The following is a 22,644-nucleotide window of genomic DNA, read 5'->3' as shown; positions in this document are numbered from 1 at the left end:
GCGTGGACACCGAGCAGCAGGACACCGAGCAGCAGGACACCGGGCAGCAGGACACCGGGCAGCAGGGCTGGGACCGGGGCGCACCACTCGACCCGGAGTTCGTCGACACCGAGGTCAAGGCCAAGGCGGAGCTGGTCAGGGGCGACTTCGGCCGCTGGGAGCTGCCCGGCGGCGGCCACGCCCTGCGCGAGGAGCTGACCGGGCAGCCGGAGCGGCTGTTCCTGTTCCGCCTGCCCGACGAGCGCTGGTACGCCGGGTACAAGACCATCTCCGACCTCGTCGTCGACCACGACCTGCCCGGTGTCTTCTGCAGCCGCGTGTTCTGGTTCAACGTGGTCGGCCTCGTCGAGTCGGTCCGCACCTCCGACTCCGACGCGCGGGTCGTGTTCCGGCCGCTGCCCGAGGCCGACCGGCGGGCCGCGTTCGACGCCATCACCCCGCTGACCGAGCTCGTCCACCCGTTCGCCAAGCAGCGCGAGCACGGCAGGGAGAAGACCAGCCCCGCCGACGGCTGGCGGGTCAGCGCCGAGCGCGCGGAGTTCCTCGGCCTCGGCGAGCGGCACATCCGCGACTACACCAGGGCGCTGTTCGGGCCGCGGTTCACCGACCTGGACCACGACGTGCTGGCCTACGACCCGGCCTGCTCCACCGGGCAGTTCCTCTCGGACTTCGCCACGCTCAACCCGGCCCGCATCCGCACCGTCGGCCAGGACCTCAGCGGCCACATGGTGGACTTCGCCCGCGCGCACCTGGAGCGGGTGCACCACGGCGACGCCGAGCGGCCCGCCGTCGCGCCGGGCAGCGTCGACATCCTGTTCAGCCGGTTCCTCAACTCCGAGGTGGTCACCACCGCCGCGGCCAGGCGCATCCTGCCCCGGCTGGTCGAGTCGGTGCGCCCCGGCGGCACCCTGGTGCTGCTGGGGCACAGCCCCGTGCTGCTCGACGTCCCCGACCTCACCGCCGCGGGCCTGGTCGTGCGCCAGACCACCGCCCGGGTCGAGGACCACCTGTTCCAGTACTACGTCTGCGAGCTCGGAGGCTGACTTGACGCTGTCGCTGAAGAAGAACGTCATCGCCGAGCCGTCGATCGCCGGGTGGTACGCCTGGTCGTACCTGCTGCCGCCGCAGACGCTCGCGCTGTACCTCAAGAACCACTACCGCACGATCGCGGAGTCGTTCATCGCCAACCCGCAGACCCACCGCACCGCGCTCAAGCAGGCCAGGTTCCAGGGCGGCCCGTTCGTCATCGAGCGGCACGAGGGCGCGCACGAGGCGGTCAAGCAGTGGTACGAGGCCACCGCGCAGCAGCGCGCGCCGCTGCTGGAGCTCGCCGACGCGATCGAGGAGCTGGAGCAGAAGATCCTGCCCGAGCAGACCGGCGCGTCCATGGAGGCGGTCTACAAGCAGCTGCCCGAACCGCTGGCCGGGTGCGTGGAGCTGTTCTACAACCGGGACAACCGCACACCGGACTACCGGTTCATCGAGCCGCTGCTGTACTCCTCGCCCTACTTCGACCGCGGGTTGCACCAGGTCCGGTTCTCCGAGGTGCACGCGGACGACCGGGACTTCGCGCTGACCACGCCGGTGCTGGAGTACTCGCCGGAGCAGGTGCTGGTGACCGTGCCGCTGGACTCCGCGCTGCTCGACGACGTCTTCCGCGGTGGGCTGGGCGCGGACGACCTGGACCGGGTCACCGCCGAGCTGGGCCTGCGCGGCGAGCGGGCCGAGGTGTTCAAGGGGTTCTTCGAGGAAGACACCGTGGAAACCGGGGCCACCGTGGAAACCGGGGCCACCGGGGCCACCGGGGCTGCCCCGCCCGGGGGCGGCGACGTGATCGAGTACGTCGGGCACGCGTGCGTGTTCGTCCGCCACCGCGGCACGACGTTCCTGGTGGACCCGGTGATCAGCTACAGCGGGTACTCCCGCGAGGCCGACGGCCGGTTCACCTTCGCGGACCTGCCCGAGCGGGTCGACTACGTGATGATCACCCACAACCACCAGGACCACATGCTCCTGGAGACGCTGCTCAAGATCCGCCACCGGGTCGGCACCGTGCTCATCGCCAAGTCCTCCGGCTCCAGCCTCGTCGACCCCAACCTCAAGCGGGTCCTGCACGCGCTGGGCTTCGCCGACGTCGTCGAGCTCGACGACATGGACTCGGTGCGCACCCCCGGCGGCACCGTCACCGCGCTGCCGTTCCTCGGCGAGCACGGCGACATCCGGATCCGCACCAAGTGCGGGTGGCTGCTCGACCTCGACGGCAAGCGCGTCCTGTTCGCCGCCGACTCCACCAACGTCTCCCCGGAGCTGTACCCGAGGGTGGCCGCGCTGGTGGACCACGTCGACACCGTGTTCATCGGCATGGAGAGCGTCGGCGCCCCGGTCAGCTGGCTCTACGGCCCGCTGTTCCCCGAGCGGCTCGACCGCAAGGTGGACGCGGGCAGGCGGCTCAAGGGGTCGAACTTCGAGCAGGGCGCGGCGATCGTCGACGCCCTGGGGGCGGACTCGGTGTACGTGTACGCGATGGGCCAGGAACCCTGGCTGGGGGCGGTGATGTGCGTCGAGTACGACGAGGCGCACCCCGCGATGGTCGACAGCGACAAGCTCGTCGCGTACGTGAGGGACAGCGGGCGCACCGCGAAGCGGTTGTACCTGCACGAGACGATTGCGCTGGGCACATGACGAAGAACAAGCACGTCCTCTGCGTCGGCTTCCACGCCTCCGAGGCGCACGCGGTCGACTTCGACGACCACGTGGTGACCGCGGTGATGCCCAAGGGCAGCGCGGCGCGCCTGCCGGAGGAGGTCGCGGCGCGGTTCGCGGCCATCGCCACCTTCGACCTGCCGGACATCGACGACCTGGACAACTACGACCGCGCGGCCGACACCATCCGCGAGTCCGCGGCGGAGCTGGTGGCCGAGTTCGGCGCCCCCGACGCGATCGTCGGTCTCTACGAGCACACCACCCTGCCCGCGGCCAGGCTGCGCGACCACTTCGGCGTGCAGGGCACGAACGCCCGGTCCGCGCTGCTGTGCCGCGACAAGGTGGCGATGAAGGAAGCGCTCGCGGAGGCGGGTGTGCGCGTGCCGCGCCACCTCGCGGTCGACCCGGGGACCCCGCGCGACGTGCTCGCGGAGTTCGCGGCCGCGGTGCCCGGTCGGCTGGTGCTCAAGCCCCGCAGCCAGGGGGCGAGCATGGGCGTCAGCGTGCTGGGTGGCGCGGCCGAGCTGCTGGCCGAGCACGACGCGGGCCGCATCGAGGAGGGCTACGAGGTCGAGGAGTTCGTCGACGGCGACATCTACCACTCCGACGGCGTGGTCCGCGACGGGAAGCTGATCTGGTACTGCCCCTCCCGGTACGCGACGACGGCGTTCTCCTTCCAGCACGAGCGGGTCCCGATGGTGTCGGTCACCCCGGACGACCCCGGGCTGGTCGCCAGGATGTTCGACTACGCCCAGTCGGTGGCCACCGCGCTCGGCCTGGTGGACAGCGCGTTCCACCTGGAGCTGTTCCACACCCCGGACGACGAGCTGGTGTTCCTGGAGATCGGCAACCGCTTCGGCGGCGCCGGGGTGCCGGTGCACCTGCGCGAGGTGTTCGGCGTGGACATGCCGAGGGAGGCCGTGCTGGCGTGCCTGGGCGAGCCCAGCGAGCTGCCCGGCGGCCCGACCATGCTGGACTTCCCCGGGATCGGCGCGTCCGGTTGGCTGTTCGTGCCGCTCGACGAACCCGGGCCGTGCCGGGTGCTGGAGGTGCGCGGCCTCGACGACCTGCCCGCCTCGGTGGTGCACGCGGACACCCCCGCGGTCGGTGAGCTGCTCAACGACCCACCGGACACCTGGAGCACCGCGGGCCGGTTCTTCGTGGCCGCCGGTTCCACCGCCGAGGTGGAGCGCGACCTCGCGGCCGCGGCCGCCCGCTACTCGATCACCACGAAGGCAGAGGAGTGATGGTGGCACGCAGGCCCTTGGGGACCCACCTCGGCGTGGTCCTCGACGACTACCGGCTCGACCCGGCCGACCCGGCGCTGGGCGACTTCGTCAACGAGTTGCTGCTCCAGCACAAGGTGGTCTTCTTCAAGGGGCAGCACCTCGACCGGCACACCTTCGCCAAGGTGGCGAGGCGGATCGGCCGCACCGAGGTGCACCCGTTCATCTCCGAGGACGACCCGCTGGTGCACGGCATCTCCCCGTTCCAGCCCTACCACGAGTACCCGGAGATCACCGGGATCTACCACGACGAGAAGCACACCGGCAACCTCAACGCCTGGCACAGCGACCTGAACTGGCGCGAGGTCCCCACCTTCGGCTCGCTGCTGCGCGGCGTGCAGATCCCGCCCCGCGGCGGGGACACGCTGTGGGCGAACATGGGCGCGGCGTACCGGTCGCTGAGCGAGGCGACCCGCTCCGAGCTCGACGAGATGCGCGTGGTGCACGACTGGATGCAGATCTACGCCCCGGCCTTCGAGGGCAACGAGGAGGCCAGGGCGCGGATGCGCGAGAAGTACCCTGCGCAGGCGCACCCGCTGGTGCTCACCCACCCGCTCACCGGCGAGAAGGTCCTGTTCTCCAACAAGGTGTCCGGGGTGCGCGTCGAGGGCCTCGACGAGGCCGAGAGCCGCCGCGTGCTCGACATGGTCCACCTGACCGCGTGGCGGCCGGAGTTCCAGTGCCGGTTCCAGTGGGAGGAGGGGGACGTGGCACTCTGGGACAATCTGGCCACTCAGCACTACGCCGTCTCCGACTACTGGCCGCACGCCAGGAAGATGGAGCGGATCACTCTGGAAGGTGAACCGATCAAGTGACGACCCAGGTCATCGTGCTCAACGGCGGCTCCAGCTCGGGCAAGTCCGGGATCTCGCGCTGCCTCAAGCACATCCTGCCGACCCCGTTCCTCAACCTCGGCGTCGACGACCTCATCGACCGGCTGCCGCCGTCCATGGTGGACTCCGGGTCCGGGGTGTCGTTCGGCCAGCAGGGCGAGGTGGAGCTCGGCGAGGGCTTCCAGGAGATGGAGCGCGCCTGGATGGCGGGGATCGCGGCGATGGCCCGCGCGGGCGCCGGTGTGATCATCGACGACGTGTTCCTCAGCGGGGCGGCCTCGCAGGCGCGCACCCGCGCGCACCTGGAGGGCCTGTCGGTGCTCTGGGTCGGCGTGCGCTGCGACCCGCAGGTCGCCGCCATGCGGGAGATCGCCCGCGGTGACCGGGTCGCCGGGATGGCGGCCTCGCAGGCCGAGGTCGTGCACGTGGGCGTCACCTACGACGTCGAGGTCGACACCACCCACACCGAGTCGCTGGAGTGCGCGCGCGCGATCGCCGCGCACGTGAAGTGATGTCGGCGCCGGAGGAGACCGGCCGGGGGGCTGCGACCGAGCAGCCCCCCGGGGCCCCCGGGCACCGGGTGAGCCGGTTCTGGCTGCTGACCGGGTCGTCGGCGGCCTCCGAGCTGGGCACCACGTTCCTGCACCTGGCGATGCCGGTGACCATCCTGGCGGGCACCGGGTCCTCGGTGCTGGCCGCGCTCAGCCTCGGCGTCCAGTACCTGCCGTTCGTGCTCTCGCCCGCGCTCGGCTCGCTGATCGACGGCTTCGAGCGGCGCCGGGTCTTCCTGGTCTCCGAGCTGGCCCAGGGCGTGCTCGTCGCGCTGATCCCGCTGCTGCTCATGGCCGAGCGGGTGGAGCTGGTCTTCGCCATGCTGCTGCTGACCAGCTGCGCCAACGTGGTCTCCAACCTGACCAGCGACTTCGGCCTGCTGCCCACCCTGGTCCCGCCGGACCGGGTCACCTGGGCCTACAGCAAGTTCGCCGCCACCACCGAGGCGGCGCGCTGCCTCGGGCCCGCGCTCGCCGGTCTCGTGCTGGCCACGCTGGGCACGAACTGGGCGCTGTGGATCGACGCCGCGACCTTCCTGCTGACCGCCCTGGTCGCGCTCGCGCTGCCCAAGCGCCCGCAACCACCGGTGGAGCGCGGGTTCCTGCGCATGCAGGTGGAGGGGTTCCGCAGCTTCCGGCGCCTGCCCGGCATCCCGCGGCTGACGCTGTCGCTGTCGATGCACAACCTGGGCGCGGGCGCGGTGCCGATCGTCATGGTGCTGCTGGTGCAGGGCACCTGGGGCTGGTCGAGCAAGTGGACCGGCCTGGTGATCGCCGCCGGTGCCGCGGGCAGCGCCGCCGGGGCGTGGGTCGCCGACCGGGTGTGGGTGGACCGCACCCCCGAGCAGCGCATCGGCCGCTGGTTCGTGCTCTGCGCGGCCTCCTGCGCGCTGCTGCTGCTGCCGTGGCAGCCGGTGGTGATCGCGGCCTTCATCTGCCTGATGGCCGCGGAGGGCGGCATGAACGTGACCACCAACGAGTTCCGGTTCCGCGCCATCCCCGACGAGGTCGCCGGGCGCACCAACGCGGTGATGCGCGCGTTCATCCTGGGCGCGCTGGCGCTGTCGTCGTTCCTGCTCGGCTGGTCGGTCGCGCTGCCGGAGCAGGTGTACCGGTTCGCGCCCGCGCTGCTGGCCTCCGCACTGGCCGCCGTGCTGTGGACCGGTGTGCGCCGGTCCGCCGGGTCGGCCAGTGCGGCCGGGGTCAGCGGGCCTACGTGACGGGGGGTTCGATCGGGGTGGCCACCAGTTCGACGAGCTGCTCAGCCTCGGCCAGGTCGGCCAGCACCTGCTCCGCGCTCTCGCCGGAGGCCAGGACATGCGCGTAGCGGTTGAGCCGCGCCACCGGCGGCAGGGCCAGCCGGTCCCCGGGGTGGGTGGTCAGCCCGACCTCGCGCACGGTCGGGCCGAAGCGGTCCTCGTGCACGATGACCTCGACCGTCTCCACGTGGGTCGGCGGGTAGAGGAACCGGATCCCCGCCGCCGCGCTGTGCCGCTGCCGGGTGTCCGGGCGCTCGCCCGCGGCGGCCTGCACGGCGGCGAGCACCGCGTCGCAGCCGCGCGCCAGGTGGCCCAGGTGCGGGATGAACTCGCCGCCGAGCCGGGCGTTGACCTCGATCAGCCGGGGACCGGCGTCGGTGAGCATGAACTCCGAGTGCGTGGCGCCGTAGGTGAAGCCGAGCGCCTCGTGGACGCGGCGCACCTGGTCGAGCAGCTCGGCGTCCTGCCACAGCGGGTCGTCGCCGGTGACGTCGTGGCCGACCTCCTCGAAGTACGGCGCCCAGCCGACGCGCTTGCGGGCGATGGTCGTGGGCAGCACCTCGCCGTCGAAGATGGCGGCGTCGACGCTGATCTCCGGCCCGGTCAGCAGCTCCTCGACCAGCACGCGGCCGGTCTCCTGCCGGTCCAGGCCGAAGAACTCGGCGCCGTCGGCGGTGGCGAACGCGGTGGCCACCGCCTCGGGGTCGTCGGCGCGCATGACGCCGTAGCTGCCCGCGAGGCTGCGCGCCTTGACCACCACCGGGTAGCCGATCGCCTCGGCGGCGGCCAGCGCCTCGGCCAGCGAGTCCACGATGGACGACCGGGGCTGCGGCAGGCCCGCCGCGGCCAGCGCGGCGCGGGTGGCGGCCTTGTCCCGGCAGGCGCGGATCGTGGCAGGCGGGCTGCCGGGCAGGCCCAGCTCCTCGGCCAGCTCGGCGCAGGCGACCACCTGCGACTCGTCGTAGGTGAACACCCCCGCCACCGGCAGCTCCTCGGTGACCGCGCGCGCCGCGGCGAACAGCGCCGCGGTGTCGTGCGTGTCGACCGCGGTGGCGCCGACGAGGTAGTCCAGCTGCCACGTCGCCTCGCGGGTGTCCAGCAGCCACAGCCGGTAGTGGCCGGACACCGCGCGCAGGATGTACTCGCGGTAGGGGCGGTACCCGCTGCCGACCACGAGCACCACGGGTGCGTCGGGCCGGGCGCGCGGCGTGCTGATGTCGGTCATGGAACCCCTCCAGTCCCCCTGGGCCGGGCGGTGCTCGGTGGAGCAGCGGCCGGTTCTCGGTCTGGCCCGACCCTAGCGCGGGCGCCGGGCGGGCGCGGGGGGCGGAACTCATTCGCGGCAGGGAGGTAGCTGTGCTGTACGTCTTCGGGTTCGAGAAGGTCTGCGTCGTGCTGGGCGATCTGTACTTCGTGGACCCAGACCCGCTCAAGGGGCAGGAGGGCGCCGAGAACGGTGTCCGGCTGGAGCTGCGGGTGCTCGAGCGCGGCGAGCTCAAGGAGTCCATCTACGACTCCACGCCGATCGCCGTGGAGCAGCCGATCTGGCGCGCGGACTTCCTGGAGGCGGTGGACGGCAAGCCCTTCGACCGCACGCACTACCACCCCGTGTTCACCGGCTGGGACCCGGGCGACCGGGTGTTCGACCGGGCGCTGTCGGCCGACCCACTGGCCTGGTTGGGGGACCGGTTGTCCGACCTGGGCGGCCTGCTCGCGGAGGCGGGGTTCCCGCCGGAGGCGGCCGCCCCCGGGGACGCCGCGGAGCTGCGCCGGACCGCACCGGAGATCGTGGACGCCACGCGCCGGGTGCTGGAGCGGGTGCGCGCCGGGGAGCTGGGCACCTCCCCGGACCCCGACGCGCCCCTGGAGGTCGACGGCCAGTGGCAGCTCGTGCGCTCCGGCTGGTTGTGAGACCCGGGCCCGCGGCCGACCGCGGGGGCGCCGGTCGGCGCCCCCGCCGCCGCTCAGTAGCTGTCCGGCGTGATGGTGTTGACCAGCGGCTCACCCCGCGACAGCCGCACCAGCTGCGCCTTGACCAGCGCCATGGCCTTGGCCATCGCGGTGCCGTTGGACCCGGCGACGTGCGGGGTGAGCAGCAGGCCGGGCGCCGACCACAGCGGGTGCCCGGCGGGCAGCGGCTCGGGGTCGGTGACGTCGAGCGCGGCGCGCAGCCTGCCGGAGGTCAGCTCGGCGAGCAGGGCACCGGTGTCCACCAGCACCCCCCGGCCCGCGTTGACCAGCAGCGCCCCGTCGCGCATCCGGGCCAGGAACCGCGCGTCCACCATGCCCGCGGTCTGCGCGGTCGCGGGTGCCAGCAGCACCACCACGTCCGCGGTGGGCAGCAGCGCGGCCAGGTCCTCGGCGCCGCGCACACCCGGGCGCGCCCGCCGGGACACCCCGACGACCTCGGCGCCGAACACCTCCAGCACCGGCCGCAGCGCCGAGCCGATCGAGCCGTACCCGACGACCAGCACGGTCTTGCCTTCGAGGGAGTCCGAATGCGAGTAGTCCCACCGCCCGTCCCGCTGCGCCCCGGCGAACCGGGGCAGGGTGCGCAGCTGCGCGAGCACCACCGCGACCACCCACTCGGCCACCGCCGCGTCGTAGGCGCCCCTGGCGTTGCACAGCGCCACGCCCGGGGGGAGGTGGGGCAGGACCCAGTCCACCCCCACCGACTCCAGCTGCACCAGGCGCAGCCTGGGCAGGTCCGACAGGACCGCCAGGGCACCGTCCTCGACGTCGAACGGCGGCACGACCACCTCGACCTCGTCCGCCGTGGCGGGCAGCTCGCCGCCGGTCCACACGTCCGCCCGGAACCCGTCGGGCAGGCCGCCCATCAGGTCCTCGGACTCCGCCTCCGGCAGCCACACCGTGATCACGAGCGATCAGCCTCCAGCTGGGGTTGTTCGAGTGCCGCTGTGCCAACGAAGGGGGCCTGACATGACCGACCTGCACCCGGTGGCGGACGCCGCGGGCATCGACGGCGCCGCGGCGGGCGGCGCGGTCCCCACCGCGGTGGTGACCAATGCGCACGGGCACTTCAGCCTGTGGCCGCAGGACCTGCCGGTCCCCGGTGGTTGGCGCTGCACAGGCTACCGGGGCGACCGGGCCGGGTGCTTGGCCGAGATCGCGGGCCTGTGGCCGCAGGGGCCGACCACCTCGACCGCGCCCGGGAGTCGGGACACCCTCGTGGGCCTGTTCGCCGACACCGTCGCCCGGCACGGCGACCGGGAGGCCGTCGGCGACCCGACCCGGGTCCTGACCTACCGCGAGCTGGACGAGCTGGCCTCTGGTGTCGCGCGCGAGCTGCGCAGGCTCGGCGTCCGGCGCGAGGACCGGGTCGTGTGCCACCTCGGCCGGGGCACGGGGGTGTTCGCCGCGCTGCTGGGTGTGCTCAAGGCGGGCGCGGCCTACGTCCCGGTCGACATCCGCTACCCGGCCGCCCGGCGGGACCTGATGATCTCCGCGAGCGGGGCGGACGTCGTGGTGTCCGACACCGCGCACGCCGCGGCGGTCTCCGCGCTGGGCAAGCAGGTCCTCGTGCTGGACGACGTCGCGCCGGGGCCGGGCGGGACCGCGGCGGGCGACGAGGTGTCCGGCGGCGACGCCGCGGCCGTGCTGTTCACCTCCGGGTCGTCGGGCACGCCCAAGGCGATCGTGCTGGAGCACCACAGCGTCGTCCACTTCGCCCGCAACCCCGCGCTGCCCGCCCTGGGGCCCACCGACCGGGTCGGGCACGTGTCGAGCGTGTCGTTCGACGCGTTCCACTTCGAGGTGTGGGCCGCCTTCGCGGGCGGTGCCCGGATCACCGTGCTGCCCGCGATGCCCGACCTGCTCAACAGCGACATCCAGCGGGAGCTGCGGCGCCACCGGATCACCGCGATGCTGGTGCCGACCATGGCGGTCAACCACGTCGTGCGCGAGGACCGCGACGCGTTCGCGCCGCTGCGGGTCCTGCACACCGGCGGCGACGTGCTGTCCCCGGCGGCCAGCCGCGAGCTGCTGGCGGGCGGGTTCGACGGTGAGTTCTACAACCTCTACGGGCCGACCGAGGCGACCACGGCCGTCACCGCGCACCGGGTGGCCGAGCTGGCGGCGGACGCCGACACCGTGCCCATCGGGGTGCCGCTGCGCGGTGCGACGGTGCACGTGCTGGGCCCGGACCTGGCCGAGGTGGCCCCCGGTGAGCCGGGTGAGCTGCACGTCGGCGGCCCGGGCGTGGCCCGCGGCTACCTGGGCAGGCCGGAGCTCACCGCGGCCGCCTTCCTGCCGGACCCGTTCGCCGGGGACGGCAGCCGCATGTACGCCACCGGCGACCAGGTCCGGATGCGGCCGGACGGGGTGCTGGAGTACCTCGGCCGCGTCGACGAGCAGGTGAAGGTCCGCGGCTACCGGGTGGAGCCGCGCGAGGTCGAGCGGGTCGTGGCCACCCACCCCGACGTCCGCGACGCCGCGGTGGTGGTCGCGGGCGAGGGGCAGGACCGGCACCTGGTCGCCCTGGTCGTGCCGTTCGACCGGATGTCGCCGAGGGAGCTGCGCGAGCACACCGCCACCCGGCTGCCCGACTTCATGGTGCCCAGCTCGTTCCTGCGGGTGCCGCGGGTCCCGGCCACCGACCACGGCAAGCGCGACCTGGACAAGCTGCGGGAGCTGCTGGCCAGGCACACCGAGCGGACCGCGGCGCTGGTCGAGCCCCGCGACGAGGTCGAGCGCGGCCTGGCCGAGATCTGGGCGGACCTGCTCGCGGTCGAGGGCGTCGGCGCCAACGACGACTTCTTCGCCCTGGGCGGCAACTCGCTGCTGGCCTTCCGGGTCAGGCGGCGGGTGGCCAGCGACCTCGGCGTGCAGCTCGAACCCCGCGACGTGCTGGCCAACAGCGTCCTGGCCGGGCTCGCCGCCCTGATCCGCGACCGGAAGGGGAGCAGGCCATGACCCTGCCGACCACGGACCTGACCGACGTCGACACCTTCGTCGAGCAGCGCCACCACGAGGTGTTCGCCTGGTTGCGGGCCAACGAGCCCGTCTACCGGGACAAGGCGGGCTTCTGGGCGCTGACCCGGTACGACGACGTCGTCGCCGCCTACGTCGACCACGCCACGTTCAGCTCGGCGGGCGGGCCGATGCTGGGCGGCTCGTTCTCCACGATGGACGCCGACAGCGCGGCCAACCGGATGCTGGTCGCCTCCGACCAGCCCCGGCACCGCATGCTCCGCCAGCTGCTGCACCGGGTCTTCGGGCCCGGCTACGTCACCGCGGTCGCCCACCGGGTCGAGGAGCTGGTGGACGCCGCGGTGGACCGGGCGCTGGCCGACGGCGGCTGCGACTTCGCCACCGACATCGCCCCGGAGCTGCCCGCAGCCGCGCTGATGGTCATGGTCGGGGTCTCCAGGGCGCAGGCGCACGAGCTGATCGGCATGACCCGCCGCATGATCGGCTTCCGGGACCCCAACTGGGTCGACACCAGCGGCGACGAGCGGCTGCGGCTGGCCCTGCTCCAGTCGGACATCTTCGAGTTCTTCGCCGACCTGCTGCGCGCCCGGCGCCGCGACCCCGGCGACGACCTGGTGTCGATCCTCGCCACCGCGGAGGTGAACGGCAGGCGGCTGCCGGAGGAGGACATCCTCTACAACTGCATGAACGTCGCGGTGGGCGGCAACGAGACCTCCTCCTACACCGCGGTGGCGGGGCTGCTGGCGCTCATCGAGAACCCCGACCAGCACGACCTGCTGCTCGCCGACCCCGACCTGCTCGACCCGGCGGTCAACGAGATGCTGCGCTGGGCGAGCACGAACGCCTACGTGCTGCGCGTGCCCACCACCGACGTGGAGATCGGCGGCACGCTCATCCGGGCCCGCGAGCCGGTCACCCTGTGGAACGTCTCGGCCAACCGCGACGAGTCCCAGTTCCCCGACGGCGACCGGTTCCTGGTGACCCGCTCGCCCAACCGGCACATCACCTACGGCGTGGGCATCCACCGCTGCATCGGCTCCCCGGTGGCCCAGGTCGAGCTGCCCGCCCTGTTCCGCAGGCTGCTGACCTCCCGGGTGCGGTTCGAGCAGGCGGGTGAGGTGGTCCGGCTGCGGTCCAACTTCATCCAGGGCATCACCAGCCTCCCGGTCCGGATGAGCGCGTGAGGTTCGCCGACACCCACGTGCTCGTCGAACGCCCGGACGCCGCCGTCCGCCTGTTCGTGCTCCACCACGCGGGCGGTTCCGCCATGTCCTACCTGCCGCTGGCGCAGGCGATGCCGGAGTCCTGCGAGCCGGTGCTGTTCGACCTGCCCGGTCGGGGCACGCGCACCGGCACCCCGCCCCCGGCCGACTTCCGGTCCGCTGTGGACGACCTGCTGCCGGACCTCGCCGCGCTGCTGGACCGGCCCGCGGTCGTCTTCGGCCACAGCCTCGGCGCCCTGCTCGCGCACGGCCTGCTCGGCGCGCTGCCCCCGGACCGCCGCGAGCAGGTCCGCGCGGTGGTCGTGTCCGCCTTCACCTCCCCGACCGACGCCGCGGCCGAGGCCACCCACCCCGCCGGGCCGTTCCTGGTCCGGTCCCGCCCCCGGCTGCTCGACGAGCTGCGCGACCGCGGCGGGTGCCCGCCCGAGCTGTTCGAGGAGCCGGAGCTGCTCGAGGAGGTGGTCACCCTGATGGGCCACGACCTGCACCTGGCCGACACCTACCCCGGGTCGCCCGTGCCGACCGGGGACGTCGACTACCACGTCTGGTACGGCCGCCAGGACGACCACCTCGACGTGGACGCGGTGGAGCGGTGGGCGCTGTCCACCCCGCACCCGCCGCACGTGCGGGGTTTCCGCGGCGGCCACTTCTACCTGGACGGCAACCCCGAGGTCACCGCCGCCCTGGCGCGGCTCGTCGGGTGAGCCGCGCCAGGGCGGCGGCCCACCCCGGCGGTGCCAGGAGGACGGGGGCGCCTGCGGCCCGGTGATCCCGTCGCGTTGCGGTGGCTTGCCGCTGGTGTGGCGGTCGTGTTTCCTGACCGGACGCACCCCGGTGTCCTTTTGGCGGATTGCGGACACACCTCGTCATGGTGTGACATGAGCACCGCTGATGCACCGCACGGGGAGGTAGGCGGGATGCGCATGTCATTCAGGTCGGTGGCCCTGGCCGCGGCCGGGGTCGTGGCGGCGGCCGGGCTGGTGGTGGCCGGCGCGACGGAGGCCGTGGCCGCCCCCAACTTCCAGGTTCCGTTCGCGTGCAACACCGTGGTGACGGCGGCGACGTTCTCCGGGCACAGCCCGGCCAACGCCGTGGACTTCCAGAGGTCGGACATCACCGGGATGCCGGTGCTGGCCTCGGCGGGCGGGACGGTGTCGCGGGTGGCCAACGAGGGCGATGTCAGCTACGGCCGTTGGATCGAGATCAACCACGGCGGCGGCTACACCACCCGCTACGCCCACCTCTCCGCCCAGCAGGTCTCGGTCGGCCAGTCGGTCAGCCTCGGCCAGCAGATCGGCAAGGCCGGGGCGACCGGCGGTGTGACCGGGCCCCACCTGCACTACGAGCAGCGCCTCAACGGCACGGTGCTCAAGGCGGTGCTCGACGGCCGGGCGGTCCCGTACTACGGGCACACCAGCTTCACCAGCCACAACAAGTGCGGTGGCAACCCCTACTCGCCGACCGAGGTGTGCGGGTCGGACTACTCGGTGATCGACTCGCACGCCCTGACCGGCGGCACCGTGTACCTGCTCTACGCCGCGGGCACGGGCAGGAACTGCGTCGCCACGATCAAGTCGACCAGCGTCGGCACCGCGTCCGCGGTCTCGGCCCACCTGCAGGTGGAGGGGTCCACCCAGGTGACCGACTCGGGCAGCTTCGCCTACTACGCCGGTCCGGTGTCCCGGGCGGCCGGGTCGACCTGCGTCAAGTGGGGCGGCTCGGTGGGGTCCTCGGCGTACACCAGCCCCTACGAGCACTGCGGGTGACGGGCGTGCGCAAGCGGATCGCAACCCTGCTGATGGCGGTCGCCGCCTCGGTCGCCGCGCCCGCCACCGGTTCGGCCACCGCCACCGCGCTGCCCGCGGTGAACATGGCCGCGGTGGTCAAGGCGGCGCAGATCGACCCGCGCCGCCCGGACACCGCGCTCACCCCGGGGGCGGCGGCGAGCGTCCTGCAGGTCGAGAAGGCGCTCGACGCCAAGGGCTTCCTCGACCCGTCCTACGTCGACGGCCACTTCGGCACCAGGACGGTCGACGCCTACGCCGCGTTCCAGCGCTCCCTGGGCTTCTCCGGGCTCGACGCCTCCGGGCTGCCCGGCCGGAGTTCGCTGACCTCGTTGGGCACCAACAGGTTCACGGTGACCGCGGTGATCAGCCCCGGCTCCAAGATCGCCTTCCGGGGCGTCACGGTCAACACCAGGACCAAGGCGATGCTGGTGGCGGCGGAGGGCCTGCTCGGCCGGACCCTCACGCTGACCCAGGGTTCCTACAACCCGGGCGGGGACTCGACGTCGGCGGGCACCCACGACGGTGGTGGCGTGCTCGACATCTCCGTCACCGGCCTGACCACCGCCACCCGCACGGACGTCGTGCGCCGCCTGCGGCAGGTCGGTTTCGCCGCGTGGCTGCGCACCCCGTCGCAGGGAGACTGGCCCTACCACATCCACGCCGTGGCGATCTCCGACACCGACCAGTCACCGCAGGCCCAGCACCAGGCGGGCGACTACTACCTGGGGCAGAACGGCCTGGCCAACCGCGGTCCGGACGACGGCCCGCAGGTCACGAAGGTGACGTGGGAGGAGTACCAGGCCTGAGGGGAAGCCTGCGGTGGTCCTCGTCGCCCGCCGGCGAGCTGCTCGGCGCCTGGCCTGCGAACCGCCGCACGACCAGGTAGACCGCCGCCGACACCAGGAAACCGACGTAGTAGGCCAGGTCGGCGCCGTCGAGCGCCGCCGCGACCGGTCCGGTGTAGAGGGACGTGTTGGTGAACGGCACCGCGGCGGCGAACCCGGCGAGGAAGGCCAGCAGCGCGGGCCACGACCGCGCGGCGGCAGCGGCACCCCGGCGGCGGGCGACCCAGTCGGGCAGCACCACCCCGAGGAACGGCGGGACCCAGTAGCCGACGAAGAGCAGCACGTTCTCGAACTTCGCGGACAGGTCGCCGGAGTGCATCCACAGGGTCAGCGCGTAGGCCACGACGGTGGCGATCACCGCGGACACCGGTCGCCGCAGGCGGATGCCGACGGTCTGCAGGGCCAGTGAGCCGCTGTAGTCGTTCATCGCGTTGGCGGACACGGTCACCACGAGGATCACCAGCAGCGCCACGACCCCCGCCGCGCCACCGCCGACCAATCCCCGCACACCCGCCGCGGTGGTGCCGCCGAGCGTGTCGGCCAGTGCCAGACCCAGGCCCTGGCTGAGGGTGCAGGACAGCACGATGGCGGTGCCGGTGAACCAGAACACCGAGCGCGGGGGAGTGCCCGCGGGCAGGTAGCGGCTGTAGTCCGAGGCGTAGGGCACCCACGACACGGCCAGGCTCAACGAGATCGTGGTGAACAGCACGACCGCCCCCGCGAGCGCGCCGCCGTGCAGCTCCCCGCCCGCGGGGAGCGGGTGCCCGGGAACGGCCTTGATGGCGAACAGGGCGAAACCCACGACCCCCACGGCGGTGACGACGGTCTGCACCCGGTGGATCACCGCGTAGCCGAAGACGCCGAGCAGGCATTGCAGCACCAGCACGATGCCGACGGACAACCAGAACGGCATCCCGCTCAGCTCCGCCAACGCGTCCCCGCCGAACAGCGCGGTCAGCGCGTCCCACATGATCGTGCTCAGCCACTGCACCGCGCCGGGCAGCACGACCCCGCGCGCGAACGGCAGCCGGGCCACCGGGAGCTGGGCGGACCCGGTGCGCGGGCCCCAGGTCGACAGGTACGCCACCGGCAGCGCCCCGATGAGCGTGCCGACCGCGATCGCGGCCAGCCCGGTGCGGAAGTCCAGGCCCAGCACCGCGCCCAGCGTCCCGGTGAAGATCGCCGCCATGGTCAGGTTCGGCGCGAACCACACCCCGAACAACCGCCACGGCCGCCCGAAGCGGTTGCCCGCCGGGATCGGGCTGATCCCGTGCGTCTCCACCCCGAGATCGCCCTCGCCCGACGGCATCCTGCCCCCGAACACCTCGGCACCCGCACCCATCGCCCGTGCCCCCCTTCGCCCGATGACCAGGGGATGCTACTGGGTGGCCCGCCGCGGTCCGGTCAGCTCCTCACCGCCCCCCGGGCTCTCCCCGCGCGAAGCGGATGATCATGCTGCCTACGGGGGCCGGGAATGGCGTCCGTTCGGCGTAGTCGATCAGGTCGGCTGGAAGAGCAGGGTGGTGGTGCGTCGGTGGAACCGCCACTGCCCGTCGTCGTCCCGGTGGAGCGCGTCGGTGTAGTCGGCGACGAGGAGCGGGGCGAGGGGGAGGGGTGGTCGTCCGTCTGCGGCGTGCAGCGTCAGCACGCTGGTGGCGCGGGCTTCGCGCTCGCTGGGGCCGGGGGTGACGCGGATGTTGTCGAAGAGGTGCCGCGAGGTCCGCGTTCCGCGGCTGCGGCGGTGGTCGTAGAGGCTCCTGATGTTGTCGCGCCCGCGCACCGGGTGTCCGAAAAGGAGGTATTCGCCGTCTTCGGTGAACAGGTCTTCGACCCCGCGCCCTTCGTCGTGGTCGATGCGCCAGGCGAATTCGACGAGCAGGTCGGTGATGTCGGCGCGGGTGGCGGCGGTGAGCACGTGGGGGTCCTCCTCGGGGGGCGTCAGGGGGTGCGCGGGGGCGGGCTGTGGCCGGTGAACAGGGCGGGTGCGTCGTGCAGGGCCTTCTCCGCGATGGCGGTGACCAGGTGCAGGGTGGTGTCGAGCTCCGCGTGCTCGCTGTCGAGCTGGTGGGACACGAAGATCCCGTCGAGCAGGATGAGGGCGATGCGCCCGGCGACGTCGGTCACCGCGGTGCGGGTGGCGGCGTCGAGGCCGCTGAGCTCGGTGAGGAGCGCGTCGGCGACGGCGGCGCGGGCTCGGCGGCGCACGCCGTCGACCAGGGCCCGCACCTCGGGGTCGTCGACGTTCTCCAGCGCGAGCAGCAGGAACAGGCGCAGGAACACGGGGTCGTCGATCAAGGCGTGGGCGGTGTCGCGGAGGCGGTCGGCGACGGTGGCGCGCGGGAGGTCGGTGACGGCCTTGACGGCGGCGAAGGCGCGGTCGGCGACGGTCGCCATCACCGCCGACAGGAGTCCCTGCTTGCTCCCGAAGGCGTGGTAGAGGGACCCGGCGTGCACGTCGGCGGCGGCGGCGATGGCGGAGATGGTGGTGCCCGCGTACCCCCGGGTGGAGAACAGCGCGGTGGCCGCGTCGACGATGGCGGACCGGGAGATCGCGCCGCGGCGGCGGCGGCCGTCGGTGTGCTCGGCGGGCGGCATGGGGTGGCTCCTGACGTGGTCATGCGCGCGTGGTGCGCGAGATGACATTGTCGAGCCTGCCGATCCGGTCGACCTCGACCGACACGGTGTCCCCGTGCCGGGTGAGGTCGATGGCCCGGATGGTGGCGAAGCGGTCGGGGTCGGCGGGGCGCGCGGCCGTGCCGAAGTGGACGACGTCGCCGGGCAGCAGGGTCATGGAGCGGGACAGGTGCGAGAGCACCCGCTCGACCGGGAAGGTGAGGTTGGCGGTCGAGTCCAGCAGGACCAGGGTGTCGTCGAGGTAGGCGCGGACCTCCAGGTCGTTGGGGTCGGGGACGTCGTCGCGCAGGGTGATCCACGGGCCGATCGGGGTGAAGGTGTCGGTGCCCTTCGAGCGCGCGTGGTAGGTCAGGTAGAGCGACCGGTCGTCGTCGCCGCGCGTGGTCCGCCAGGGTTCGTCGACGGTGATCCCCTCGGGCATCACCAGTTCGACGCTGTCGGCGGCCTTGAGGCCGGGGGAGGTGACGTCGTTGACGATGGTGTACCCGAAGACCGCGTCGAGGGCCTGGTCGGGTCCGGCGTGGCGCAGCGGCGCCCCGATGACGGCGCCGAGTTCGGGCTCGGGGTGCACCAGGCCCCACGCGGGATCCACCTCGATGGCGCCGCCGTGCCCGACCATGGACGTCGACGGGGCGAGGAAGTACATCGGTGCGGACATCTTGCGCACCGCCAGGTAGTTGAACACGTCGTTGTTCAGGGCGACGCCCACGATCTTCGACGGCCGCGCGACCGGGGGCAGCCAGACCGCGCCCCGCAGGTCGCTGACCGCGTGCCCGTCGTGGCTCGCGATGGTGTCCACGACCGCCGCGCGCGCGGGCTCGTCGAGGTCGAGGAGCCGGTCGATGGTGAAGGCCGGGTCGTCGAGGACGTCGTTGACGTCGAGGGCGACGCCGTCCCCGCGGTCGGCGATCACCCGGACGGCGCCGTCGACGCGCGTGCTGGCCAGCTTCACCGTCACACCCCCTTGGCGAGGGCGAAGAGCGCCAGCGCGGCGACGAGGGGCGCGCTGCCGCCGAGGAACAGCAGGACGTTCTTGTCGACCACGACGCGCCTGCCGCCGACCCTGGCGGTCAGCGGCCGGTACCCGTTCGGGTCCGCGAGCTCCCCGTCGTAGCACCGCATCGTCGCCGCGCTGAGGAAGAACCCGCCGAGCACGACCCCGGCGATGGCCATCGCGACCGCGAGCCGCACCCGGAGGTCTCCGACGGGGGCCCAGGTGAGCACGAGCGCGAGCAGCCCGACCCCGATGTGGGTGATCACCTGCCACACCACGTGGAACCGGGCGTGCCCCACCCACCGCGGGTTGGTGGCGTGGGTCCGGTTCAGGTCGGCCGCCGCGGCCACCACGGCGAACGACACCACGCTGATGGTCACCAGGACCTGCACTGCGACCGCCACCGGCACCCTCCACTAGTTTATCGATCGTTCAATAATAGTGAAGACCACGCGCGGCCGATCCGCAAGCCCCGGCCGTCCTCAGCGTCGGACCGCCGCCCTGATCGGGGTGCCGACCTCGCGCAGCCGCCGCCCGGACCGCGAGTGGCCCACCGCCACCACCTCCGCGAGGATCGACAGGGCGGTCTCAGCGAGTGATGCCGCACCGAGGTCGAGGCCCGCCGGGCCGCTCAGGCGGTGCAGACCGGGGGTTCCGGCGAGTCGGCGCAGGCGCTGGGCGTGGGTGGCCCGGCTGCCCAGCGCGGCCACGTGGCCCGCCTCGCTCCCCAGCGCCGCGCGGATGGCGCGGTCGTCGATGCGGGGATCGTGGGTCAAGGTGACGACAGCGTCCTGGTGGCGGAGGGGATTGCCTGCGATCCACTCGTCAGGCCACGTGCGGACGACCTCGCAGGTGGTGGGGAACGCCCCGGACAGCACGTGTCCGGGGCGCGGGTCCAGGATGACCACCCTGCGGTGCAGGGGTTCGGTCATCCTCGCCACGGTCGCGGCGAGGTCGGTGGCGCCGAACAGGACGAGCGTGCTGCGCGGCCGCAACTCCTCCACGAACGCGGGACCGCCGTCGCCGGGCGGTGGCCACTCGGCGGCGGTCGTGACCGACCAGGAGTACGGCGGCTCCAGCTCGACGCGCACCGCCAGCGGCCGGTCCTCCGCCAACGCCGCGGTGATCGCGGCCCGCACCGGGTCGTCGGGGGCGCGGGTGAGCAGCACCGTCAGCTCACCCGCGCACGCCGGGGTGCCCTCCCACGGCATCAGGTGCGCGGTCGGGGAGACCGTCGCCACCTGCGGCGCGCCGCCGTCGAGCACGGTGCGCGCCGCGTCGAGGACGATGCCCTCGACGCAGCCGCCCGACACCGAACCGCGCCAGGTGCCGTCCCCGGCGATCGCCATCGTGGCGCCCAGCGGCCGGGCACCCGGGCCGTCGCGGTCGACCAGGCGGGCCAGCACGACCTGCTGACCCGCGTCGTGCTTGACCTGCACGAACGGCCAGACCTCACCGAGCACCGCGGTCAGCCCTCGACGACGCGGTCGAGCCGGATCGGCAGGTCCCGGTGGCGGCGGCCGGTGGCGTGCCAGACGGCGTTCGCGATGGCCGCGGCCACGGCCACCGCGCCGATCTCACCCGGTCCCTTCAACCCCAGCGGGTCATCGGGCTCGTGGTCGTCGACGAAGTCGGCGTCGATGAACGGCACGTCCGCGTTCGCCGCGAAGTGGTACCCGGCGAAGTCCGCGTTCACCTGCCTGCCGCTGACCCCGTCGCGCACGCCCTCCTCCTGCAGCGCGATCGACAGGCCCATGACCATGCCACCGGTGAGCTGGCTGCGGACCATCAGCGGGTTCACCACGCGCCCGACCGCGAACCGCCCGACCAGCCTGCGCACCCGCACCTCACCGGTGGCGGGGTCGACGGCCACCTCCGCGAACACGGCGCTGTAGGAGTGGCGTTCGCGGTGGGGCCGCGACATGATCTCCTCGGTGGTGTCGGAGGTGACCGACACCGGCAGCGCGGGCCCCGGTTCGAGCTGCTTGAGCAGGTCCCTCGCCGCCGCGACGATCGCCCACCCCCACGACGTGGTGCCCAGCGACCCCCCGGCCTGCCACGCCGGACCGATGGCGCTGTCACCGATCTCCAGCCGGATCGCGTCCCACCCGACGCCGAGCGCGTCCGCGGCGATCGCCCGCAGCGCCGTGCGCGCCCCGGTGCCGATGTCGATCGCCGCGATGGCCACGGTGAACGTGCCGTCCCGCTCGGCGGTGATCGTCGCCGACGACGGGAAGGCGGTGGTCAGGAACGACGTGCCCGCCATGCCGGTGCCGATCAGCAGGTGGCCCTCCCGGCGCCTGCGCGGCCGGTGGTCGCGGCCCGCCCACCCGAACCGGCGCGCCCCCTCCGACAGGCAGCGCTGGAAGTTCCGGCTGGTGAAGGGCAGGCCGGACACCGGCCCGACCTCCGGTTCGTTGCGCCGCCGCAGCTCCAGCGGGTCCACGCCCAGCCGCTCCGCCAGCTCGTCCACCGCGGACTCCAGCGCGAAGGACCCGGGCGCGGTGCCGGGCGCGCGCACCGAGGCGACCGGCAGGATGTCCAGCGGCACCGCCGTGAGCCTGGTGCGGATGGCGTCGGCGGCGTAGAGGGTCTTGGCGATCTCCACGCAGTTCTCGATGAACTCGGACTCGCCGGAGATCTCGAACGCCGCCTCGTGGCCGATCGCCCGCAGCCTGCCGTCGCGGTCGGCGCCCAACCGCACCCGCTGGTCGGTGCGCGGGCGCGCCGACGTCGCCAGGAACACCTGCTCCCGCGTCAGGGTGACGCGCACCGGGCGGTGGAAGAGCAGGGTGGCCATGGTCGCGAGGATCAGCTGCGGGCCCAGCCCCGTCTTCGACCCGAAGCCGCCGCCGACCTGCTCGACCTGGACGCGGACCTCGGACAGCGGCCTGCCGAACAGGGTCGCGAGTTGCGCCGCGATGCCGTACGGCGCCTGGTTGGAGTCGATCGCGCGCAGCACGGCGCCCTCCAGCCAGGCCGTCGCCACGTGCGGTTCCATCGCGCAGGCGTGCTGGGCGGGCGTGGTGTAGCGCTCGTCCACGACCACCGCGGACGCGGCCAGCTCGGCGTCGAGGTCGCCCTTGTCCGCGTCCGGGCCGAACGCGGGCAGCGCGGGCCGCGCCGCCGGGTGGTCCGCGGCGAACGCGGTGTCGTGCGGCTGCTCGACGAAGGTCAGCCGCAGCCGCTCGGCCCCGGCGCGGGCCTGCTCGGGGGTCTCCGCCACGACGAGCGCGACCGGCCAACCACCGTGGGCGACCCGGTCGTCCTGCAGCAGCTGCAACTGCCCGTCCGGGCCGAAGAAGGGCGATCCGACCCCCGGGACGAGCCGCGGCGCGTTGCGGTGGTCCACCACGCCGATCACCCCGGGCGAGGCAAGTGCCGAACTGGTGTCGATGCCGGTGACGCGGCCGCGGGCGATGGTCGCGGTGACGACCGCGCCGTGGGCGAGCCGCTCGACCGGGAGGTCGCCCGCGAACCGGGCCTTGCCGCTCACCTTGTCACGGCCCTCGACCCTGGACCGCGCTGTGCCGATCGCAGGAGTGCCCGCGAGCACCTGCGGGTGTGTGGTCATCGTGT

At 73.3% G+C, this 22,644-nt stretch carries 21 protein-coding genes; 12 read left to right on the top strand and 9 right to left on the bottom strand.

The window, feature by feature from the left end; genetic code table 11:
• Positions 1-2: 2 nt before the first annotated feature.
• The 6 genes from BJP25_RS18830 to BJP25_RS18805 are packed head-to-tail and all read left to right on the top strand — an operon-like array spanning position 3 to position 6,593.
• Positions 3-1,043 (top strand): class I SAM-dependent methyltransferase, encoded by a 1,041-nt coding sequence (locus tag BJP25_RS18830; RefSeq protein ID WP_075976289.1) that lies wholly within the window; start codon positions 3-5, stop codon positions 1,041-1,043.
• A gap of 1 nt (position 1,044) precedes the next feature.
• Positions 1,045-2,682 (top strand): MBL fold metallo-hydrolase, encoded by a 1,638-nt coding sequence (locus BJP25_RS18825; protein WP_075976288.1) that lies wholly within the window; start codon positions 1,045-1,047, stop codon positions 2,680-2,682.
• Positions 2,679-3,950: a hypothetical protein gene (locus tag BJP25_RS18820; RefSeq protein ID WP_075976287.1), complete on the top strand. Its 1,272-nt coding sequence runs from the start codon at positions 2,679-2,681 to the stop codon at positions 3,948-3,950. The genes BJP25_RS18825 and BJP25_RS18820 overlap by 4 nt, the downstream gene beginning before the upstream one ends.
• Before the next feature lie 2 nt (positions 3,951-3,952).
• Complete coding sequence (locus BJP25_RS18815; RefSeq protein WP_158075680.1) at positions 3,953-4,804, top strand: TauD/TfdA dioxygenase family protein; 852 nt, start codon at positions 3,953-3,955, stop codon at positions 4,802-4,804.
• Positions 4,801-5,334, top strand: a complete 534-nt coding sequence (gene cpt / locus BJP25_RS18810; protein WP_075976285.1) for a chloramphenicol phosphotransferase CPT — start codon at positions 4,801-4,803, stop codon at positions 5,332-5,334. Before BJP25_RS18815 ends, cpt begins: the two co-directional genes overlap by 4 nt.
• On the top strand, positions 5,334-6,593 hold the full coding sequence (locus BJP25_RS18805; RefSeq protein WP_075976284.1) for an MFS transporter: 1,260 nt from the start codon (positions 5,334-5,336) through the stop codon (positions 6,591-6,593). Before cpt ends, BJP25_RS18805 begins: the two co-directional genes overlap by 1 nt.
• Here the strand turns inward: BJP25_RS18805 and BJP25_RS18800 are convergent.
• A complete protein-coding gene (locus BJP25_RS18800) occupies positions 6,586-7,857 on the bottom strand; it encodes an ATP-grasp domain-containing protein (RefSeq protein ID WP_084794176.1) in 1,272 nt (423 codons plus the stop codon). The genes BJP25_RS18805 and BJP25_RS18800 overlap by 8 nt on opposite strands.
• Positions 7,858-7,988: 131 nt before the next feature.
• On the opposite strand from BJP25_RS18800, the gene BJP25_RS18795 reads away from it, so the two are divergent.
• The gene (locus BJP25_RS18795) at positions 7,989-8,543 is read left to right on the top strand and encodes a hypothetical protein (protein WP_075976283.1); all 555 of its coding nucleotides are present in this window, start codon (positions 7,989-7,991) and stop codon (positions 8,541-8,543) included.
• Between the two features lie 53 nt (positions 8,544-8,596).
• Here BJP25_RS18795 and BJP25_RS18790 read toward each other — a convergent pair whose 3' ends face one another.
• On the bottom strand, positions 8,597-9,511 hold the full coding sequence (locus BJP25_RS18790) for a 2-hydroxyacid dehydrogenase (RefSeq protein WP_233158150.1): 915 nt from the start codon (positions 9,509-9,511) through the stop codon (positions 8,597-8,599).
• Between the two features lie 61 nt (positions 9,512-9,572).
• Between BJP25_RS18790 and BJP25_RS18780 the strand changes: the two genes are divergently transcribed.
• The 5 genes from BJP25_RS18780 (at position 9,573) to BJP25_RS18760 (ending at position 15,398) form a co-directional block, all read left to right on the top strand.
• The gene (locus BJP25_RS18780) at positions 9,573-11,564 is read left to right on the top strand and encodes an amino acid adenylation domain-containing protein (protein ID WP_084794174.1); all 1,992 of its coding nucleotides are present in this window, start codon (positions 9,573-9,575) and stop codon (positions 11,562-11,564) included.
• Positions 11,561-12,766, top strand: coding sequence for a cytochrome P450 (locus tag BJP25_RS18775; protein ID WP_075976282.1), 1,206 nt, complete (start codon positions 11,561-11,563; stop codon positions 12,764-12,766). Before BJP25_RS18780 ends, BJP25_RS18775 begins: the two co-directional genes overlap by 4 nt.
• A complete protein-coding gene (locus tag BJP25_RS18770; RefSeq protein WP_075976281.1) occupies positions 12,763-13,509 on the top strand; it encodes a thioesterase II family protein in 747 nt (248 codons plus the stop codon). The genes BJP25_RS18775 and BJP25_RS18770 overlap by 4 nt, the downstream gene beginning before the upstream one ends.
• 213 nt (positions 13,510-13,722) lie before the next feature.
• Positions 13,723-14,571 carry a M23 family metallopeptidase gene (locus BJP25_RS18765; RefSeq protein ID WP_075976280.1) on the top strand — a complete coding sequence of 283 codons (849 nt, stop codon included), beginning with the start codon at positions 13,723-13,725 and terminating at the stop codon, positions 14,569-14,571.
• A gap of 32 nt (positions 14,572-14,603) precedes the next feature.
• On the top strand, positions 14,604-15,398 hold the full coding sequence (locus tag BJP25_RS18760) for a peptidoglycan-binding protein (protein WP_075976429.1): 795 nt from the start codon (positions 14,604-14,606) through the stop codon (positions 15,396-15,398).
• On the opposite strand, the gene BJP25_RS18755 is transcribed toward BJP25_RS18760, so the two are convergent.
• The 7 genes from BJP25_RS18755 to BJP25_RS18725 form a co-directional block, all read right to left on the bottom strand.
• A complete protein-coding gene (locus tag BJP25_RS18755) occupies positions 15,364-16,779 on the bottom strand; it encodes a purine-cytosine permease family protein (RefSeq protein ID WP_075976279.1) in 1,416 nt (471 codons plus the stop codon). The two genes, BJP25_RS18760 and BJP25_RS18755, sit on opposite strands and share 35 nt — an antisense overlap.
• Positions 16,780-16,935: 156 nt before the next feature.
• A complete protein-coding gene (locus BJP25_RS18750; RefSeq protein ID WP_075976278.1) occupies positions 16,936-17,352 on the bottom strand; it encodes a nuclear transport factor 2 family protein in 417 nt (138 codons plus the stop codon).
• A gap of 23 nt (positions 17,353-17,375) precedes the next feature.
• Entirely contained in the window at positions 17,376-18,032 is a 657-nt protein-coding gene (locus BJP25_RS18745; RefSeq protein ID WP_075976277.1) for a TetR/AcrR family transcriptional regulator, read from the bottom strand.
• A 19-nt stretch (positions 18,033-18,051) separates the two neighbouring features.
• A complete protein-coding gene (locus tag BJP25_RS18740; protein WP_075976276.1) occupies positions 18,052-19,023 on the bottom strand; it encodes a fumarylacetoacetate hydrolase family protein in 972 nt (323 codons plus the stop codon).
• A gap of 2 nt (positions 19,024-19,025) precedes the next feature.
• A complete protein-coding gene (locus BJP25_RS18735) occupies positions 19,026-19,469 on the bottom strand; it encodes a hypothetical protein (protein ID WP_084794170.1) in 444 nt (147 codons plus the stop codon).
• A 78-nt stretch (positions 19,470-19,547) separates the two neighbouring features.
• Positions 19,548-20,528, bottom strand: a complete 981-nt coding sequence (locus tag BJP25_RS18730; RefSeq protein ID WP_075976275.1) for an XdhC family protein — start codon at positions 20,526-20,528, stop codon at positions 19,548-19,550.
• Positions 20,529-20,533: 5 nt separating this feature from the next.
• Positions 20,534-22,639 carry a xanthine dehydrogenase family protein molybdopterin-binding subunit gene (locus tag BJP25_RS18725; protein WP_075976274.1) on the bottom strand — a complete coding sequence of 702 codons (2,106 nt, stop codon included), beginning with the start codon at positions 22,637-22,639 and terminating at the stop codon, positions 20,534-20,536.
• Positions 22,640-22,644: the final 5 nt, after the last annotated feature.

It is taken from the genome of Actinokineospora bangkokensis (genome assembly GCF_001940455.1).
Lineage (GTDB): Bacteria > Actinomycetota > Actinomycetes > Mycobacteriales > Pseudonocardiaceae > Actinokineospora > Actinokineospora bangkokensis.
This window is presented reverse-complemented; position numbering and strand designations above follow the sequence as displayed.

Excerpts from the sequence above, each read along its gene's own strand:
- BJP25_RS18725 (WP_075976274.1), bottom strand. The coding sequence starts at position 22,639 with ATGACCACACACCCGCAGGTGCTCGCGGGCACTCCTGCGATCGGCACA.
- BJP25_RS18805 (WP_075976284.1), top strand. The coding sequence starts at position 5,334 with ATGTCGGCGCCGGAGGAGACCGGCCGGGGGGCTGCGACCGAGCAGCCC.
- BJP25_RS18765 (WP_075976280.1), top strand. The coding sequence starts at position 13,723 with ATGCGCATGTCATTCAGGTCGGTGGCCCTGGCCGCGGCCGGGGTCGTG.
- BJP25_RS18760 (WP_075976429.1), top strand. The coding sequence starts at position 14,604 with ATGGCGGTCGCCGCCTCGGTCGCCGCGCCCGCCACCGGTTCGGCCACC.
- BJP25_RS18820 (WP_075976287.1), top strand. The coding sequence starts at position 2,679 with ATGACGAAGAACAAGCACGTCCTCTGCGTCGGCTTCCACGCCTCCGAG.
- BJP25_RS18755 (WP_075976279.1), bottom strand. The coding sequence starts at position 16,779 with ATGGGTGCGGGTGCCGAGGTGTTCGGGGGCAGGATGCCGTCGGGCGAG.
- BJP25_RS18775 (WP_075976282.1), top strand. The coding sequence starts at position 11,561 with ATGACCCTGCCGACCACGGACCTGACCGACGTCGACACCTTCGTCGAG.
- BJP25_RS18745 (WP_075976277.1), bottom strand. The coding sequence starts at position 18,032 with ATGCCGCCCGCCGAGCACACCGACGGCCGCCGCCGCCGCGGCGCGATC.
- BJP25_RS18780 (WP_084794174.1), top strand. The coding sequence starts at position 9,573 with ATGACCGACCTGCACCCGGTGGCGGACGCCGCGGGCATCGACGGCGCC.
- BJP25_RS18800 (WP_084794176.1), bottom strand. The coding sequence starts at position 7,857 with ATGACCGACATCAGCACGCCGCGCGCCCGGCCCGACGCACCCGTGGTG.